14 protein-coding genes and 1 pseudogene are annotated in these 16,573 nt (G+C 71.2%); 13 read left to right on the forward strand and 2 right to left on the reverse strand.

Annotated features, from left to right (window positions below; translation table 11 throughout):
- Window positions 1–156: 156 nt before the first annotated feature.
- From V5O40_RS05185 to V5O40_RS05195, 3 genes are all read left to right on the forward strand, one after another.
- A complete protein-coding gene (locus V5O40_RS05185) occupies window positions 157–462 on the forward strand; it encodes a type II toxin-antitoxin system VapB family antitoxin (RefSeq protein ID WP_093404142.1) in 306 nt (101 codons plus the stop codon).
- The gene (locus V5O40_RS05190) at window positions 459–1,619 is read left to right on the forward strand and encodes an acyl-CoA dehydrogenase family protein (RefSeq protein ID WP_332904389.1); all 1,161 of its coding nucleotides are present in this window, start codon (window positions 459–461) and stop codon (window positions 1,617–1,619) included. Before V5O40_RS05185 ends, V5O40_RS05190 begins: the two co-directional genes overlap by 4 nt.
- Window positions 1,620–1,716: 97 nt before the next feature.
- Window positions 1,717–2,469, forward strand: coding sequence for a DUF4230 domain-containing protein (locus V5O40_RS05195; protein WP_332904390.1), 753 nt, complete (start codon window positions 1,717–1,719; stop codon window positions 2,467–2,469).
- 170 nt (window positions 2,470–2,639) lie between these two features.
- Here the strand turns inward: V5O40_RS05195 and V5O40_RS05200 are convergent, their stop codons facing one another.
- Complete coding sequence (locus V5O40_RS05200; RefSeq protein ID WP_164446398.1) at window positions 2,640–2,846, reverse strand: PspC domain-containing protein; 207 nt, start codon at window positions 2,844–2,846, stop codon at window positions 2,640–2,642.
- Between the two features lie 447 nt (window positions 2,847–3,293).
- Here V5O40_RS05200 and V5O40_RS05205 point away from each other — a divergent pair, with 447 nt between their 5' ends.
- The 6 genes and pseudogenes from V5O40_RS05205 (at window position 3,294) to V5O40_RS05230 (ending at window position 12,134) form a co-directional block, all read left to right on the forward strand.
- The gene (locus V5O40_RS05205) at window positions 3,294–4,736 is read left to right on the forward strand and encodes an L-serine ammonia-lyase (RefSeq protein ID WP_332904391.1); all 1,443 of its coding nucleotides are present in this window, start codon (window positions 3,294–3,296) and stop codon (window positions 4,734–4,736) included.
- Between the two features lie 64 nt (window positions 4,737–4,800).
- The gene (locus tag V5O40_RS05210) at window positions 4,801–5,628 is read left to right on the forward strand and encodes an ABC transporter permease (RefSeq protein WP_281582911.1); all 828 of its coding nucleotides are present in this window, start codon (window positions 4,801–4,803) and stop codon (window positions 5,626–5,628) included.
- 140 nt (window positions 5,629–5,768) lie between these two features.
- A pseudogene (locus V5O40_RS05215) lies at window positions 5,769–6,374 on the forward strand (ABC transporter ATP-binding protein); the annotation flags it as partial.
- On the forward strand, window positions 6,371–8,482 hold the full coding sequence (locus tag V5O40_RS05220) for a DUF5941 domain-containing protein (RefSeq protein WP_408631829.1): 2,112 nt from the start codon (window positions 6,371–6,373) through the stop codon (window positions 8,480–8,482). The pseudogene V5O40_RS05215 and the gene V5O40_RS05220, both read left to right, overlap by 4 nt.
- A gap of 15 nt (window positions 8,483–8,497) precedes the next feature.
- Complete coding sequence (locus tag V5O40_RS05225) at window positions 8,498–10,687, forward strand: bifunctional glycosyltransferase/CDP-glycerol:glycerophosphate glycerophosphotransferase (RefSeq protein ID WP_332904393.1); 2,190 nt, start codon at window positions 8,498–8,500, stop codon at window positions 10,685–10,687.
- Window positions 10,688–10,832: 145 nt separating this feature from the next.
- Window positions 10,833–12,134 (forward strand): ABC transporter ATP-binding protein, encoded by a 1,302-nt coding sequence (locus tag V5O40_RS05230; protein WP_332904394.1) that lies wholly within the window; start codon window positions 10,833–10,835, stop codon window positions 12,132–12,134.
- Window positions 12,135–12,230: 96 nt separating this feature from the next.
- Here V5O40_RS05230 and V5O40_RS05235 read toward each other — a convergent pair whose 3' ends face one another.
- Window positions 12,231–12,566, reverse strand: a complete 336-nt coding sequence (locus tag V5O40_RS05235; RefSeq protein WP_281583252.1) for a hypothetical protein — start codon at window positions 12,564–12,566, stop codon at window positions 12,231–12,233.
- A gap of 254 nt (window positions 12,567–12,820) precedes the next feature.
- Between V5O40_RS05235 and V5O40_RS05240 the strand changes: the two genes are divergently transcribed.
- From V5O40_RS05240 to V5O40_RS05255, 4 genes are all read left to right on the forward strand, one after another.
- Window positions 12,821–13,621 carry a helix-turn-helix domain-containing protein gene (locus V5O40_RS05240; protein ID WP_332904395.1) on the forward strand — a complete coding sequence of 267 codons (801 nt, stop codon included), beginning with the start codon at window positions 12,821–12,823 and terminating at the stop codon, window positions 13,619–13,621.
- On the forward strand, window positions 13,612–13,800 hold the full coding sequence (locus tag V5O40_RS05245) for a DUF397 domain-containing protein (protein WP_332904396.1): 189 nt from the start codon (window positions 13,612–13,614) through the stop codon (window positions 13,798–13,800). The genes V5O40_RS05240 and V5O40_RS05245 overlap by 10 nt, the downstream gene beginning before the upstream one ends.
- Window positions 13,801–13,907: 107 nt before the next feature.
- A complete protein-coding gene (locus V5O40_RS05250; RefSeq protein ID WP_332904397.1) occupies window positions 13,908–14,372 on the forward strand; it encodes a DUF4442 domain-containing protein in 465 nt (154 codons plus the stop codon).
- 143 nt (window positions 14,373–14,515) lie between these two features.
- Window positions 14,516–16,432, forward strand: a complete 1,917-nt coding sequence (locus tag V5O40_RS05255; protein ID WP_332904398.1) for a sigma-70 family RNA polymerase sigma factor — start codon at window positions 14,516–14,518, stop codon at window positions 16,430–16,432.
- The last annotated feature ends 141 nt before the right edge of the window (window positions 16,433–16,573 follow it).

Here is a 16,573-nt window from a genome sequence, read left to right on the forward strand (position 1 = left end):
GGACGACCGGTCGCGAAACTGGCATCAGGGAACAGAACGTGGGGTGCGGGGTCCGGCTACGCTGGCACGGTCATCGGCGCCGCAGGTCGCGGCGCCGTACCGCGACCCGGCCCGGTGTCGCGGTACCGGCCCGGCCGGGGGAGGGGAGCGTCCGTCGTGATCTTCAGAGCGGTCCGGGACGGGCGTCCCTATCCGGAACACAATCTGACCCTGAAGCAGTGGGCGGAGATTCCGCCCCGCCCACTGCGCCTGGACCAGCTCATCACCACCAAGCGCGAGCTGGCGTTGGACAAGCTCCTCGCCGAGGACTCCACCTTCTACGGTGACCTGTTTCCGCACGTCGTGCAGTGGAACGGCGGTCTCTACCTGGAGGACGGCCTGCACCGGGCACTGCGGGCCGCGCTGCAGCAGCGCAACCAGATCCACGCCCGGGTGTTCGTGCTCGCCGAGGCGGTCGAGTGACCCCCGTCGACCTGCTCGACCTGGATGGGTCGCTGACCGAGGAGGAGCGACAGATCCGCGCCGTCGTGCGCCGGGTGGTCGACGATCTGGTCCGTCCGCACGTCGCCGGCTGGTACGAGGCCGGCCAGGTGCCGGCCCGCGACCTGGCCCGCGAGTTCGGCAAGCTCGGCCTGCTCGGCATGCACCTGACCGGGTACGGCTGCGCCGGCTCGACGGCCGTCGCGTACGGGTTGGCCTGTCTGGAACTGGAGGCCGGTGACTCGGGTGTCCGGTCGCTGGTCTCGGTGCAGGGTTCGCTGGCCATGTACGCGATCTGGCGCTACGGCAGCGAGGAGCAGAAGCAGCGCTGGCTGCCGGCGATGGCGGCCGGGGAGGCGATCGGCTCGTTCGGGCTGACCGAGCCCGATCACGGCTCCGACCCGGCCTCGATGGCCACCCGGGCCCGCCGCGACGGCGACGACTGGGTGCTCGACGGCAGCAAGATGTGGATCACCAACGCGCCGATCGCCGACGTGGCGGTGATCTGGGCCCGCACCGACGACGGCGTGCGGGGTTTCGTCGTACCGATGGACACCCCGGGAGTGACGGCGCGGGAGATCACCCGGAAGATGTCGCTGCGCGCCTCGTCGACCGGGGAGATCGCCCTCGACGAGGTCCGCCTGCCGGCGGACGCGCGGCTGCCCGACGCGACCGGCTTGAAGGCGCCGCTGAGCTGCCTCACCGAGGCCCGGCACGGCATCGTGTGGGGCGCGCTCGGCGCGGCGCGCGACTGCCTGGAGACCGCCCTGACGTACGCGACGACCCGTACCCAGTTCGGTCGACCGCTGGCCGGTTTCCAGCTCACTCAGGCGAAGCTCGCCGACATGGCGGTCGAGTGGAACAAGGGCTACCTGCTGGCGCTTCAGCTCGGCCGGCTGGCCGACGGCGGAAAACTGCGCCCGGAGCAGGTGAGCGTCGGCAAGCTGAACAACGTGCGGGAGGCGTTGGCGATCGCCCGGCAGTGCCGGACCATCCTCGGCGCCAACGGGGTCTCCGGGGACTATCCGGTGATGCGGCACGCCAACAACCTGGAGAGCGTGCTGACCTACGAGGGCACCTCGGAGATCCATCAGCTGGTGGTCGGGCAGAGGCTCACCGGCGTCTCGGCGTTCACCTGAACCTGGCCCGTTCATCTGACGGGCTCGGCGAGCGGCTGTCGTAGGTTGGGCTTACCGTCATCACCAGAGACGGCGTCTGACGAGGACGGTGAGGGCGATGGCACGCGACGGCGACATCAACGAGCCCACCAGCAGGTTTACCGACCACCGGTCGGGCGATGTGCTCACGGACGACCCGGACACACCACCGCCGGCTCCGCGCTCGGGCGGCGGAGCGGTCCGCGCCCTGCTCTGGGTGCTCGGCGCCGCTGCGCTCGCGGTGGTGGTGCTGCTCGGCGTGCAGACCACCGGGATCCTGCCCGAGTTCCGCAACCCGTTCGCCAAGGAACAGACCGACCGCACGCAGCCCGCGCTGCTGGAGTCGATGCAGGACCTCAGCCGCTACGTGGCCGCCGAGGGCAACTTCCAGGTCGTGGTCGACCTGCAGAACGACCGGCGCAACGTGCCGGACTGGCTGCTCAACCAGCGGACCTTGTTCGTCGGGTCGGGCAGCGTCGAGGCGTATGTCGACTTCACCACCCTCACCGAGGGGGCGATCGTGCAGTCGGCCGACGGCAAGTCGGTCGAGATCAAGCTGCCGGCGCCGCAACTCGCCGAGACCAACCTCGACCTGGAGAAGAGCTACGTCTTCGCGGAGGAGCGCGGCCTGCTCAACCGCGTCGGTGACCTGATCGGCGGTGACCCGAACCGGCAGCAGGAGGTCTACCGGCTGGCCGAGGACCGGATCACCGCGGCGGCGCGGGACAGCGGCCTGAACGCCCGCGCCGAGGAGAACACCCGCAAGATGCTGGAGGGGCTGCTCCGTTCGCTCGGCTTCGAACAGGTCACCGTCACCTACACCGCACCCTGACCCCCACCCCACCCCCCACCCCCCACCCCACCTCCACCCCCACCCCGCCGCGCGCCCGCCAGGCGGCAGCAACTTCAGGGTTGTTGTCGCCTGCCGCGCGCCGGATACAGCAACAACCCTGAAGTTGCGCTCTCGACGGCGGCGGTGGGGTGGGTGTGGGTGGGTGGGGGTCAGTGGCTGGTGGCCAGGTGGCGGTCCTCGTTGGGCATGATGATCCAGAGCGCCAGGTAGACGATCACCTGGGTGCCCGGGAGCAGTAGCGACAGCAGGAACAGCAGCCGGATCATCCCGGCCGAGGTGCCGAACCGGCGGGCCAGGCCGGCGCAGACGCCAGCGAGCATGCGCCCCTGGCGGGGCCGGACGAGTTTGCGGCTCATTTCTTGTCACTTCCCCTCTGCGGCGTTCCGCCGCTGCTGGAGTCAACGCTAGGGACGGATGGCCGCCCGGCCCTCGGTCGGGAGGAGGAAGGCCACCCCGCTGACCCGTAGGTGCTTACCCGCGTGGGTTCCACGCGACGCCTCCCGTCGGGATCAGGGGTCGCTGCGACGCCGAGGGTGGAGAGCAGATCTACTCCGGCGGACGCTGCCGAGTTGAACCTCCGCGCCGTCACGGGGGTGATTCGGCTACCCCGTCAGCTCGACAGCGCGCAGGTCGGAATGGTCGCGGACCGGGTAGTAGGCTCGCTGGTCGGACGCCCCCACCCGGGCGTTCACCAGGGCCGGACCGCACCGGAGACCGGCCACGACCGGGCCGGCTCCGCAGCACGGAGCCGACCACGACCGGCCGCTGACCGGTAACCCCGGCGACGGCGAGAAGGCACAGTAATGATCAGCGTGTTCGACCTGTTCAGTGTGGGTATCGGGCCGTCCAGCTCGCACACGGTGGGGCCGATGCGGGCGGCGCGTACCTTCGTCGCCGGACTCAAGGCCGACGGTCTGCTCACCGACACCGCCCGGATACGGGCCGAGCTGTTCGGTTCCCTCGGCGCCACCGGGCACGGGCACGGCAGCGACCGGGCGGTGCTGCTCGGCCTGGCGGGCGAGGCGCCCGAGACGGTCGACACGGACCGCGTCGAGGGGCGGGTCGGCCGGATCCGGGCGGAGCAGCGGCTGTCCCTGCTGGGTACGCACGAGATCGACTTTGACCCGGAACGGGACCTGACGCTGCACCGTCGCCGGTCGTTGCCGTACCACCCGAACGGGATGATCTTCTCGGCGTACGACGCGGGTGGGGCCGAGGTGCGGACGCGCACCTACTACTCCGTGGGTGGCGGGTTCGTGGTGGACGAGGCGGCGGCCGGGGCGGACCGGATCAAGCCGGACAGCACGCCGGTCCGGTACCCGTTCCTCACCGGCGCGCAGCTGCTCGACGTGACCGCCGCGACCGGGCTGTCCATCAGCGAGGTCATGCTCGCCAACGAGGTGTCCCGGCGGGCCGAGGCGGACGTCCGGGCCGGGCTGCTGGACATCTGGCGGGTGATGCGGGAATGCGTCGAGCGCGGCTGCAGCCGGGACGGCACCCTGCCCGGTGGCCTGAAGGTGCGTCGCCGCGCCGCCGAGCTCCGGCGCAGCCTGGAGGCCGACGCCATCGCCCCGCCCGCGGCTGCGCCCGCCGGTGCGGCGCTGACCGGTGGGGTGCTCGCCGGCCCGGTAGCCGGCGCCGGTGCCGACCCGTTGCACGTGATGGACTGGGTGACGCTGTTCGCGCTGGCGGTCAACGAGGAGAACGCGGCCGGTGGTCGGGTGGTGACCGCGCCGACCAACGGGGCGGCCGGAATCATCCCGGCGGTGCTGCACTACTACACGCGGTTCGTGCCGGGCGCCTCCGACGAGGGGGTGGTGCGGTTCCTGCTGGCGGCCGGTGCCATCGGGGTGCTGTTCAAGGAGAACGCCTCGATCTCCGGCGCGGAGGTGGGTTGCCAGGGCGAGGTCGGTTCGGCCTGCTCGATGGCCGCCGCCGGCCTGGCCGAGGCGCTCGGCGGCACGCCGGCCCAGGTGGAGAACGCCGCCGAGATCGGCATGGAGCACAACCTGGGCCTGACCTGCGACCCGGTCGGTGGCCTGGTGCAGATCCCGTGCATCGAGCGCAACGCGGTGGCTAGCATCAAGGCGATCACCGCCGCCCGGCTCGCGCTGCGCGGGGACGGCGTGCACGCCGTCTCGCTCGACAAGGTCATCAAGACCATGCGGGAGACCGGTGCCGACATGAAAATCAAGTACAAGGAGACGGCGCGCGGTGGCCTGGCCGTCAACGTGATCGAGTGCTGAGTGCTCGTCGGGCGGCGTTCACCGGCTGCTAACCTGTCGTCCGTTCAGCAGGCGGGAGGCGGCGGTGACCTCTGGCGTCGGGGCGTTGTGGTCGCACCGCGGCTCGCTGCGCATCCTGGTCCGGCGCGACCTCGCGGTGAAGTATCAGCAGTCGGTGCTGGGCTACCTCTGGTCGTTGATCGAGCCGCTGGGCATGGGCGCGATCTACTGGTTCGTCTTCGGCGTGCTCTACTCCCGCGACACCAACCGGCATCTCGGCGAGGCCGCCGGGTCGTACCCGCTGTTCCTGATCACCGGGATCTTCGCCTGGATGTGGACCAGCTCGGCGTTGAGTGAGGCCACCCACGCACTCACCGGCCAGGCCCGGCTGATCACCACGATGAACGTGCCCCGGCAGGTCTTCCCGATCGGCCGCGTGGTCGGTCGCTTCGCCGAGTACGCCGCCGGCCTGCCGATCCTCGTCGCCATCGCGATCTGGTACGCGGCACAGGGCCGGATCGAACCGGGCTGGTCGCTGCTCGCCCTGCCGCTCGCGGTGCTGGTGCAGGCGATCCTGCTGATCGGGCTGGCGTTGCTGCTGTCCGCGTTCAACGTGCTGATGCGCGACGTGGAGCGGTTCATGCGCCTGGTCATCCGGGTGCTCTTCTACGCCACGCCGATCATCTACCCGCTGAGCCTGGTCCGCGACTCCGGTCTGCCGGGCTGGCTCCGGGTGAGCTACGAACTCAACCCTCTTGTCGGCATCTTCCAGCTGCACCACGCGGTGTGGTACCCGGACGAGTTCCCGGGTGCCCGGTTGCTCGCCACCACCATCGGCACCAGCCTGCTGCTGCTCGTGGCCGGCTGGTGGGCGTTCCGCCGGCTCGAACCCGCCGTGCTCAAGGAACTCTGATGGCTGAGCCGATCATCGAGGCGGAGGGCCTCGGCATCCGGTTCGTCCGCAACCGCCGCCGGCAGCTGCGGCTGCGGGAGCTGTTCATCCACCGGGGTACGCGGGGCGCCTCCGACGGCCGGTTCTGGCCGCTGCGCGACGTCTCCTTCTCGGTCACGCCGGGGGAGACCGTCGGGGTGATCGGCCGCAACGGCACCGGCAAGAGCACCCTGCTCCGGCTGATCGCCGGGGTGCTGATCCCCGACGAGGGACGGATCCGGGTCTCGGGCGACGTCGCGCCGCTGCTGGAACTCTCCGCCGGCTTCTCCAACGACCTGACCGGGCGGGAGAACCTGTACCTGGTGGGCGGCCTGCACGGGCTGTCGTCGGGCTACCTGAAACGGCACTTCGACGAGATCGTCTCCTTCGCCGGTGAGCAGGTGGAACGCGCCATCGACACCTCGGTGCGGCACTACTCGTCCGGGATGAAGGTGCGGCTCGGTTTCGCGATCATCTCGCACCTGCCGCACCCGATCCTGCTGATGGACGAGGTGACGGCGGTCGGCGACGCCGAGTTCCGCAAGAAGTGCTACACGACCATCGACCGTCTGCTCGGGGAGGGGCGCACTCTGGTGCTGGTGTCACACAACGAAAAGGATCTGACCCGGTTCTGCCGTCGGGGGCTCTTCCTCGACGCGGGCCGGCTGAGCGTCGACGGCACGATCGCCGAGGCGCTGGCCGCGTACCACGACGCGGTTCCCCGGTGACCCTCGCGATCGTGCTCGCCGCCGCATCACCGGCCGCGAGCCTGCCGACAGGTACCGGCGAGACGATTGGTGAACGGCTGGCCAGCCAGTGGCGCCGGGCCGGCGCGAGCGAGGTACGGGTGGTCGCCGACCTCGACGAGCTGGCCGATCTGGCGGGCTCGGCCGACGGTCCGGTGGTGGTCAGCGGGGCCGACCTGGTCGCGCACACGGCCGTCCTACGGCACCTGCTGACCAGCCCGGTCGGGCCGACCGTGGCGCTGGTGCTGACCGATCCGCCCACCGAGGGTCGGACGGTGCTGCGCGAGGAGCGCGGCCAGGTGGTCGAGGCGGGCCGCGCCGAGCAGTTGGCCGGGGGCGCGGCCACCGGCACCTTCGGCGGCGCGGTGCGGGTGGGCCGGGAGGACGTACCGGCGCTGGTGGCCGCCGCCCGTGCGGTAGCCGCCGGTCGGCTACCGGCCGGAGCCGTCCCGGTCGACCTGTTCGAGCCGGCCCGGCCGGTCGACCGGCCGGACGCGGCGGCCGGGCCCGCCGTGGACCGGCTCTTCGCCGCCCTCACCGGGCAGGGTGCGCTCGTCTTCGCGCACCGGGTACGCCTGCTCGTCGCGCACCGGGTCGATGAGGCCACCGGCCTGGCCCGGGCGGAGGCGGCGGTGGCCGCGGTCGACGAGGACCGGGCCGAGCTGCGGCTGTCGGTGAAGGAGAAGGACGACTTCTTCACCACCTACTTCGTCAGCACCTGGTCGCCGTACGTCACGAAGGTCTGCGCCCGGTTGGGGTTGAGCCCGACGGCGGTGACCATGGTGTCGGTGGCCTTCGCGGTGGCCGCGGCGGCGCTGTTCGCCGCGGGTGGCCGGCCGTTGCTGGTGGTCGGTGCGGTGCTGCTCTACCTCGGGTTCGTGTTGGACTGCGTGGACGGTCAGCTGGCGCGGTACACCCGCAACTTCAGCGCCTGGGGTGGCTGGCTGGACACCATGGCCGACCGGGCCAAGGAGTACCTCGTCTACGCCGGGCTCGGCCTCGGCGCGACCCAGGCCGGGTTCCGGTACGGCTGGGCCCTCGCGATCGCCGCGATGACCATGCAGACGGTGCGGCACATGACCGACGCGTGGTACGGCGTGCTGCACGACGAGGCGGCGCGCCGGCCGAAGAGCGTCGGTGGCGGTGGCGGTGGCATCGGTGACCGGCTGAACGCGGCGTCGACCCGGGTGCAGGCGGACACCGGCTCGGTGTCGTACTGGCTCAAGCGCACGGTGGTCTTCCCGATCGGGGAGCGGTGGGCGTTGATCTCGCTGGCGGTGGCGCTCTTCGACCAGCGGATCGCGCTGTTGGCGGTGCTGACCTGGGGCGCGCTGGCGTTCGCGTACACCGGTGGGCTGCGTACGCTGCGGGCCCGGTGGATGTGGGTGCCGGTGCTGGACACCCTGGACGCGACCCTGCACCGCGACGACGGTCCGCTGGCCGCCCGGCTACCGGTGCTGCGGCGGCCGGGGCCGCTGGCGCTCGCGGTGGTGGCGGCGCTCGGCGCGGCGATCCTGCTCCTGCTCGGGCTGGTGCTCCGCCTGCCGGCGTCGTCCGTGGACCTGTTCGGGGCCGGCGGCGCGGCCGGGGAGATCGATTCGGCGGACTGGTGGCGGTGGACGGCCGTGCCGGCGGTGTCGTGGGTCGCGGTGCCGGTGGCGCTGCTGGTGCTGCTGGTCGGCGCGGCCGGGGCGCGGGCGGCACACAACGGGCCGCTGGACTGGCTGGTGCCGGCGGCGCTGCGGGCGGCCGAGTTCCTGTTCGCCATCGCGGTCGGGCTGATCGGCGGAGCGCCCCTCTGGCTGATCTTCGGGTACCTCTTCGTGCTCACCCTGCACCACTACGATCTGGTCGCCCGGCTGGAGAAGCGGCAACCGGCGCCGCCGCTGCACGCGGCCACCCTGGGCTGGGAGGGGCGATCGGTGGTGCTGGCATTGGCGACGATCGCCGGAATCGTGAGTATTGGTCTGGCTACACTCGGTTCTTACCTTCTGGTGCTCTTCGTGGCGAGCGTGGTGCTGGCCTGGTTCGTCCGGCCGGCCCGGGCCACGCGGGTGCCGGCGGGTGCCGGAGGTCGCGCGACGCGCTGAGGAGGGGCCGGGACGATGACGCTTGTCAGCTTCGTCGTCCCGGCCTTTCGGGTGCAGGGCTACCTGCGGGAATGCCTGGACTCGATCCTCGCCCAACCGGTCGCCGACATCGAGGTGATCGGGATCGACGACTGCTCGCCCGACGGCAGCGGCGACATCCTCGCCGAGTACGCCGAGCGCGACGAGCGGGTGACCGCCGTACGACTGGAGCGCAACGTCGGGCTGGGACCGGCGCGCAACGTCGGGTTGGACCGGGCGGCCGGCGAGTACGTCTGGTTCGTCGACGGCGACGACTGGCTGGCGGCGGACTGCCTGGTCGAGGTGGCCGCCCGACTCCGCCAGACCCGGCCGGACGTGCTGCTGGTCGACCACGTACGCGCGCACTGGGACGACACGGTGACCCGCAGCGCGATGGCCGAGGTCTTTCCCGTACCGCCGGGGCCGGTGACGTTCCGGCTGGTCGAGCGGCCGGAGACGGTGAACCTGCTGCACACCGCGTGGAACCGGCTGGTCCGCCGGCAGTTCCTGGCGGACGTGGGGCTGCGCTTCGCACCCGGCTGGTACGAGGACGTCTCGTTCAGCTATCCGGTGCTGCTGGCCGCCGACCGGATCGGCGTGCTGGACCAGGTCTGCGTGAACTACCGGCAGCGGCGGGCGGGGGCGATCACGAGAACCCGCGGTGAGCGTCACTTCGACGTGTTCGAGCAGTGGCACCGGGTGTTCCGGGAACTCGACCGGCTCAGGGCCGAGGAGCTGCGGCCGGCGATCTTCGAGCGGATGATGTGGCACTACCTGGTGGTGCTCGGCAACGGTGACCGGATCGGGCCGGAGCTGCGGCCGACCTTCTTCGCCCGGGTCGCCATCGAGCACGCCCGGTTCCGGCCGCTCGACGGGCATCGGGTGCCGAGCGGGGTCGAAGGGCTCAAGCACCGGCTGGTGGCGGCCGGCCGATGGCGTACGTTCAGCGCGTTGCGAGCCGCGAGCCGGGCGGGGGAAGCCACCCGCCGGCTGGCCGGCCGGACCCGCCGACGGGTGCTGCCACCGGCCCGGCTCGGCGTGCGGCGGGCCCGTGACGTGGCGCTGCGCCAGTACCAGCGGGCCGAGCGACGCCGGCCGGTCGAGGACAACCTGGCCGTCTACGCCGCGTACTGGTACCGCGGCTACGCCTGCAATCCCGCCGCGATCTACGAAGCGGCCCGCCGGCTGGCACCGCAGGTCCGGGGCGTGTGGATCGTCCGGCGGGACCGGGTGCACACCCTGCCCGAGGGGGTCGAGTACGTGGTCGCGGGCACGCCCGCGTACCACCGGACGCTGGCGCGGGCCCGATGGCTGATCAACAACGTCAACTTCCCGGACTCGGTACGCAAACGGCCCGGCACGGTGCACGTGCAGACCCACCACGGCACCCCGGTCAAGGTGATGGGGCTGGACCAGCAGCGCTATCCGCTGGGTGCGGGCGGGATGGACTTCGTCGGCCTGCTGCGCCGGGTGGACCGGTGGGACTACAGCGTCACCTCGAACAGCTTCTCCACCCAGATGTGGGAACGCGCCTATCCGGCCGGATACGCCACGCTGGAGGTGGGCTACCCGCGCAACGACCGGCTGGTCACCGCGACCGCCGAGGAGGTGCTGCGGCTGCGCGCGGAGTTCGACGCCGGCCTCGGTGAGCAGGTCGTGCTGTACGCGCCGACCCACCGGGAGCATCTGCCCCGGTACCGGCCGCCGTTCGACCCGGAGCGCTTCCTGGACGCGCTGGGCCCCGCCGGCCTGCTGCTGATGCGCAGCCACTACTTCCACGACCGGGACCGGCGGCGGCCACCCGCGGCGGCCCGTGGTCGGGTCCTGGACGTCAGTGCCCATCCCCGGGTCGAGGATCTCTACCTCGCCGCCGACGTGCTGGTCACCGACTACTCGTCGGCGATGTTCGACTACGCCGTACTGGACCGGCCGATCGTCATCTACGCGCCGGACTGGGACGCCTACCGGTTGACCCGGGGCGTCTACCTGGACATCGTCGCCGAGCCGCCCGGCCCGGTGGCCCGGAACCTCACCGAACTGCTCGACGTGTTCCGCTCGGGTGCGCTGCGCTCAGCCGACGCCGAGCGGGCCCGGGCGCGCTTCCGGGAGCGGTTCTGCGCCCTGGAGGACGGGCGCGCCGCCGACCGGGTGGTGCGCCGGGTGTTCCTCGGCGAGAACCCGGCCTGAGTTGGAAGTTCCGCACAATCGCCGCTAATCGATGGAACGTAATAGGTCTGTCACGTTTCAAACATGGCACGTTTACCCGATGTGCCATCCGCATGATCCTGGCCACAGTCATTCGGGGTTCCGTGGACGAGGTGGGGAGGAGACGGTGACCACCGTCGCACTCAAGGACGTCACAAAGGTCTTCCGAGACGGCACGGTCGCGGTCGACAGCATCAACCTGGACGTGAACGACGGTGAGTTCATGGTGCTGCTCGGGCCGTCCGGCTGTGGGAAGTCGACGGTGCTGCGGATGGTCGCGGGCCTGGAGGACCCGACCTCCGGCGCGGTGATGCTCAACGGGGAACTGGCCAACGACCTGCCGCCCCGGGAGCGGAAGATCGCCATGGTCTTCCAGGACTTCGCGCTCTACCCGCACATGAGCGTCAACGACAACATCGCCTTCCCGCTCAAGCTGGCCGGGGTCGAGTCGACCCCACGCGGCGAGCGGGTCACCGACGTGGCCAGCGCGCTGGGCATCGGTGACGTGCTGGCCCGGCGTCCCAGCCAGCTCTCCGGTGGGCAGCGGCAGCGGGTCGCGATGGGCCGGGCGATCGTCCGCCGGCCGGGGCTGTTCCTGATGGACGAGCCGCTGTCCAACCTGGACAGTGGCCTGCGGGCGGAGCTGCGGGCGGAGATCTCCGGCCTGACCCGCGAGCTTGGGGTCACCACCATCTACGTGACGCACGACCAGGCCGAGGCGCTGACCATGGCCGACCGGGTCGCCATCATGCGCAAGGGTGTGCTCCAGGACGTGGGCACACCGACCCAGGTGTACGGCCGGCCGGCGACCCTCTACGTGGCCGCGTTCCTGGGCAGCCCCCGGATGAACCTGCTGGAGGCGTCGGTCTACGTCCACCTCGATCGTTACGTCACGCTCACCCTCGGGGAACAGGCGCTCTACCTGCCCTGGGACGACATCCGCAGCCGGGCCGTGGCGCACTACCACGGCGAGCGGATCGTGGTCGGGATGCGTGCCGAGGCGCTCACCCCGGTCGCCCCGGACACCCCCGGTGACGTGCTCCAGGGCCGCATCCGCTACCTGGAGCACCACGGCCACGAGTCGCTCGCCTTCCTCGACATCGGTGCGACCGCCATCATGGTGGACGACATCGGCGCCCCGGCGGACGCGGACGCGCCGCCCGGCCAGCGCGGCCTGCGCCGGTTCGGCCAGGTGATGCAGCGGATCACCGGCCGGGCCGGCGAGTCGACGACACCGGCGACGAACGGCACCCGGGCCAGCGTGCTGCACGACCCGGGCCGGCACCACCGCCGCCCGGCCGAACTCGCGGTCCGGCTCGCCCCGTACCCCGCCGTCACCGCCGGCCACCCGCTCGCGGTCCAGGTACGCATGGACGCCCTGCACTTCTTCGACGAGCGCGGCGACCGCATCGACGTCGGCTGGCGCTGACCCCCTGCTCCGCGGATCCCCTGCTCCGCGGATCATGCAGTCGTGGCACTCGATATGCGGCAGAAATGCCCTTTGTCACGTGCCACAACCGCATGATCAGCGCGGTGCGGGGAGCGGGCGGCGGTACGGGGACCAGGCCACGAAGCGGGTGAACAATTGCCGTGGGGTGGGGCCGTCGTGGGGGTTGAGCCGGTAGAGGTCGCGGGTGGCCTCGTAGAAGAGGCCGGAGAGGTAGATCGACAGGCCGATCTCGTTGCGGCCGTACTCGACCTTGAGCAGTAGGCGGGCCATCGAGCAGGGCCACGGATGGCCGCAGGCCCGGCAGCACCACAGCGGACGCAGCGGGGTGTGCGGCGTCTCGTGGACCGGGTACGCCCGGGGGCGGTCGGGGGCTGGTCCGCCGCCTGGCTGCGGTAGTTGATGGCTGATCACCGGTCGGTTCGGCACAGGGCTGGTCATGTCCGCTCGCTCCGATCCACTGTCTCCGATTGCCGCCGTCGGGTCCGGGGTCCGTCTCGGCGGGGGAGGCCGGACGGACCCCGGGTACGGAAACCCCACAGCCTGCCGCAACTCGGGGTATCCGCTACGTGACAGTCTGGTGAGGACACCACTAGCTTCGGAAGGCGATCACCCCCGACCAGCCCGGCCGTACGACACGGCGGGCACCGACGTGCAGAGGTGTGCAGATGGATCGGATGCCCTTGCTCGATCTGTTCGCCGGCGAGTTGCGCCGGCTGCGGACGAAGGCCGGCCTCTCCCAGGAGGCGCTCGGCGAGCAGATCAACTATTCGGCGTCGCTGGTGGCCTCCGTCGAACAGTGCCGCCGCGCGCCCCGGGAGGAGTTCACCCAGCGCTGCGACGACGCGCTGCACGGCGAGGGGCTGCTGCTGCGCATCCGGGAGGCGATCCTCAAGGAGAGCCTGATGCCGTGGTTCCGGGAGTGGGTGACGATCGAGCAGGAGGCCACCGCGCTGTGCAGCTTCGAGCCGCTGGTGGTGCCCGGCCTGCTCCAGACCGAGGACTACACCCGCGCGCTCTACGAGGGTGCCAGCCACCTGGTCGGCGACCAGGTCGAGCAGCCGCTGGCCGCCCGGCTCGACCGGCAGAAGGTGCTCGACCGGCCGAGACCGCCGCTGCTGGTGGCGGTGCTCGACTACACGGTGCTGGAGCGACCGGTGGGCGGCCCGAAGGTGATGCGGGAGCAGTTGCGGCACCTGGTGGCGGTGGGCGACCGGACACGGGTGCACCTGCACGTGGTGCCCCGGGGTGTGGGCGCCTATCCCGGGCTCAACGGTGCCTTCGTGATCGCCACGCCGCCCGAGGGCGACGATCTCGCCTACCTCGACAACCAGTTGAAGGGCACCATCGTGGAGCGCACTGTGGACGTAAACTCCCTGCGGCAGCACTGGGAGTCCGTCCGGGCCGAGGCGCTGCCGCACGGGGCCACCCTCAAGATGATCTCGGAGGCGGCGGAATCATGGACCTGACCGGCGCGATCTGGCGCAAGAGCAGCCGCAGCAGCGGCAACCAGGGCAACTGCGTCGAGGTCGCCGACAACCTGCCCGGTGTGGTTGGCGTGCGCGACAGCAAGCACCCCCACGGCCCGGCGCTCACCTTCACCCCCGACACCTGGCGCTCCTTCCTGGCGTACGCCAAGCGGAGCTGACCCGATCCGTGGCAGTGCGGGTGCGCCGGAGTCGGCGTGTCGGCCGCCTGCGCTGCCACGGTTCGCTCTCCTTGCCTAGGGAAGTTACTGGCGGGTAGCTTGATGGTATGACTATCGACTCGCGGCAGGTGGCGGCCGGCATGCTCGAGGCGGTGCCCTTCGCCCGTACGCTCGGCTTCGAATTCGTCGAGGTGGCCCCGGAGGCGGAGGGTTCGGTGCGGGCGGTGGTCCGGCTGCCCGACTCGCCGGCCACCCACAACCACATCGGTGGCCCGCACGCCGGGGCCATGTTCACCCTCGGGGAGACCGCCTCCGGTGCGGTCGTGCTCGCCGCCTTCGGTCACCTGCTCGACCGGGCAACGCCGCTGGCGGTGCGGGCGGAGATCGCGTACCGCAAGCTCGCCCTGGGCCCGGTGCGGGCGACGGCGCGGCTCGGCCGCCCGCCGGCCGAGGTGGTCGCGGAGCTGGAGGCCGGCGAGCGACCCGAGTTTCCGGTACGCGTGGAGATCGCCACCGAGGAGGGCAAGCCGACCGCGGAGATGACCGTCATCTGGACCCTCCGCCCGCACTGACCCGACCCGCTGCACCCGGATTCCAGGTGCCTGGGAATGATCCAGGTCATGGCCGCACAATGCGGTAATCCGACCGACGGCTCAAGGTCTCCCATACAGGGGCCATGCCCGCACGGTGGCCGGATGCGCTTGGGGGATCTGACATGTCGGCAATGGGTCGGGAGCTGCTCGACGTCGGGCTGGTGATCGCCGCTCGGGGCGGAGATCGGCGTGCGCTCGACGAGGTCGTGGCGGCCTCGCTTCCCCTCGTCTACAACATCGTGGGCCGGGCCCTACGTGGTGACGCCGACGTGGACGATGTGGTGCAGGAGACCCTGGTACGGGTGGTTCGTCACCTGTCCGACCTGCACGACCCGGCGGCGTTCCGATCATGGCTGGTGGCGATCACCGTCCGGCAGGTGCGTGACTGGGAGCAGCGCCGCCGCATCGCGTTGGGGCGTTTCGCCGAGCTGGACGCCGCCGAGGACCTACCCGACCCCCGAGCCGACTTCGCCGGGCTGACCATCCTCCGGCTCGGCCTGACCGACCAGCGGCGGGAAGTCGCCGAGGCGACCCGATGGCTGGACGAGGGCGACCAGGAACTGTTGGCGCTCTGGTGGCTGGAGGAGACCGGCGACCTGATCCGGGCGGACCTGGCCGAGGCTCTCGGCCTGCCTGTCGGTCACGTGGCCGTGCGGGTGCACCGGATGAAGGAGCAGTTGCAGGCCGCCCGCCTGGTGGTACGTGCGCTGCGGGCGCAACCGGGGTGCTCGGACCTGCACGCGCTCACCGGAGGATGGAACGGCGTCCCGACGCCGCTGTGGCGCAAGCGTCTGATCCGACACGTCCGCGACTGCGCGTCCTGCCGGCGGGCGAGTGGCGTCCTGGTGCCGATCGACCGGCTGCTCGCCGGCCTGCCGCTGCTGCCGCTGCCTCCCGGTCTCGGTGTCGAGCTACCGACCGCAGCCGTGCCCGCCACTGGTGTCGCCGCGCATCATCCCCTCGTACCCGCCGCGCCCGGTGCCGGCGGTCACCAGCCCACCCTTGCCGGCGGGCAGGGGCTTCCGGCGGCACCGCCCGGCGGTGAGACAGGTGCGGGAATGATCGACCTGGTCACGAGTGCCCCGCGCGGACTGGTCGGGGCGATCGCCGCCGGGGTGGTGGCGTTGGTCGTCGGCACCGCCGCCGTGGTGGTCACCCGGCCGGACGAGGCACCGCCGTCGTTCGCGGCGCCACCGCCGGCACCGATCGCCGTCACCACCTCGCCGACTCCGTCCGCAGCCCCGGCGAGCCCGTCCCCCAGCCCGCGGGTCACCTCTCGAAAGCCGCCGGTGACCGTGGTGTCGTCGGCGCGTACGGGGGTGGGGGTGTGGAACTTCGAGGGTGCGGGCCAGGCGTTGGCGAATTCGGGGGCGGGTTGGTTCTACACCTGGGGCACGGGGCATCCAGGCATCACCGCACCTCGGGGGGCCGACTTCGTGCCGATGATCCGCGCCGAGGAGAACGTGACGCCGACCGAGTTGGCTCGGGCGAAGTCGGCCGGGAAGCACCTGCTGACCTTCAACGAGCCGGACATGGCGGAGCAGGCGGACATGAGTGTGGAGCGGGCGTTGGAGTTGTGGCCTCGGTTGATGGCCACGGGCAGCAGGTTGGGTAGTCCGGCGGTGGCCTGGGGTGGTGCGGATCCGGGTGGTTGGTTGGATCGTTTCATGGCCGGGGCGAAGGAGCGGGGTTACCGGGTCGATTTCATCACGCTGCACTGGTACGGCGGTGACTTCACCACGGCGAATGCGGTGGACCAGTTGCGGCGGTACGTGGAGGCGGTGCATCGGCGGTACGGCAAGCCGATCTGGTTGACCGAGTTCGCGTTGATCCGGTTCGATGGTGGTGGTCAGCAGTTTCCGTCGCAGGCGCAGCAGGCGGCGTTTCTGAGCGCGGCGACGAAGATGTTGGCCGGGTTGTCGTACGTGCAGCGTTACGCCTGGTTCGGGCTGCCGGCCACTGATCGGGATCGTTCTGGGTTGTTCCGTACCGGCACTCAGGCCACGGCGGTGGGCCGCGCCTTCCAAGCCGCCCGCTGAGGCCGACTCGCTCCAGGGGCCCGATATTACGGTTTCCGGGCGACCCGATCAGTGACATTGATTTCACCCCCCGCTCGCTATTTCGGCATCGACGGTCGCGCGGTTTCTGTAATTAAGCCAGAGATAAGTCAGGGAGGTCGA

The organism is Micromonospora palythoicola, assembly GCF_036689795.1.
Lineage (GTDB): Bacteria > Actinomycetota > Actinomycetes > Mycobacteriales > Micromonosporaceae > Micromonospora > Micromonospora palythoicola.

Excerpts from the sequence above, each read along its gene's own strand:
- V5O40_RS05195 (WP_332904390.1), top strand. The coding sequence starts at position 1,717 with ATGGCACGCGACGGCGACATCAACGAGCCCACCAGCAGGTTTACCGAC.
- V5O40_RS05200 (WP_164446398.1), bottom strand. The coding sequence starts at position 2,846 with ATGAGCCGCAAACTCGTCCGGCCCCGCCAGGGGCGCATGCTCGCTGGC.
- V5O40_RS05205 (WP_332904391.1), top strand. The coding sequence starts at position 3,294 with ATGATCAGCGTGTTCGACCTGTTCAGTGTGGGTATCGGGCCGTCCAGC.
- V5O40_RS05225 (WP_332904393.1), top strand. The coding sequence starts at position 8,498 with ATGACGCTTGTCAGCTTCGTCGTCCCGGCCTTTCGGGTGCAGGGCTAC.
- V5O40_RS05240 (WP_332904395.1), top strand. The coding sequence starts at position 12,821 with ATGGATCGGATGCCCTTGCTCGATCTGTTCGCCGGCGAGTTGCGCCGG.
- V5O40_RS05245 (WP_332904396.1), top strand. The coding sequence starts at position 13,612 with ATGGACCTGACCGGCGCGATCTGGCGCAAGAGCAGCCGCAGCAGCGGC.
- V5O40_RS05250 (WP_332904397.1), top strand. The coding sequence starts at position 13,908 with ATGACTATCGACTCGCGGCAGGTGGCGGCCGGCATGCTCGAGGCGGTG.
- V5O40_RS05255 (WP_332904398.1), top strand. The coding sequence starts at position 14,516 with ATGTCGGCAATGGGTCGGGAGCTGCTCGACGTCGGGCTGGTGATCGCC.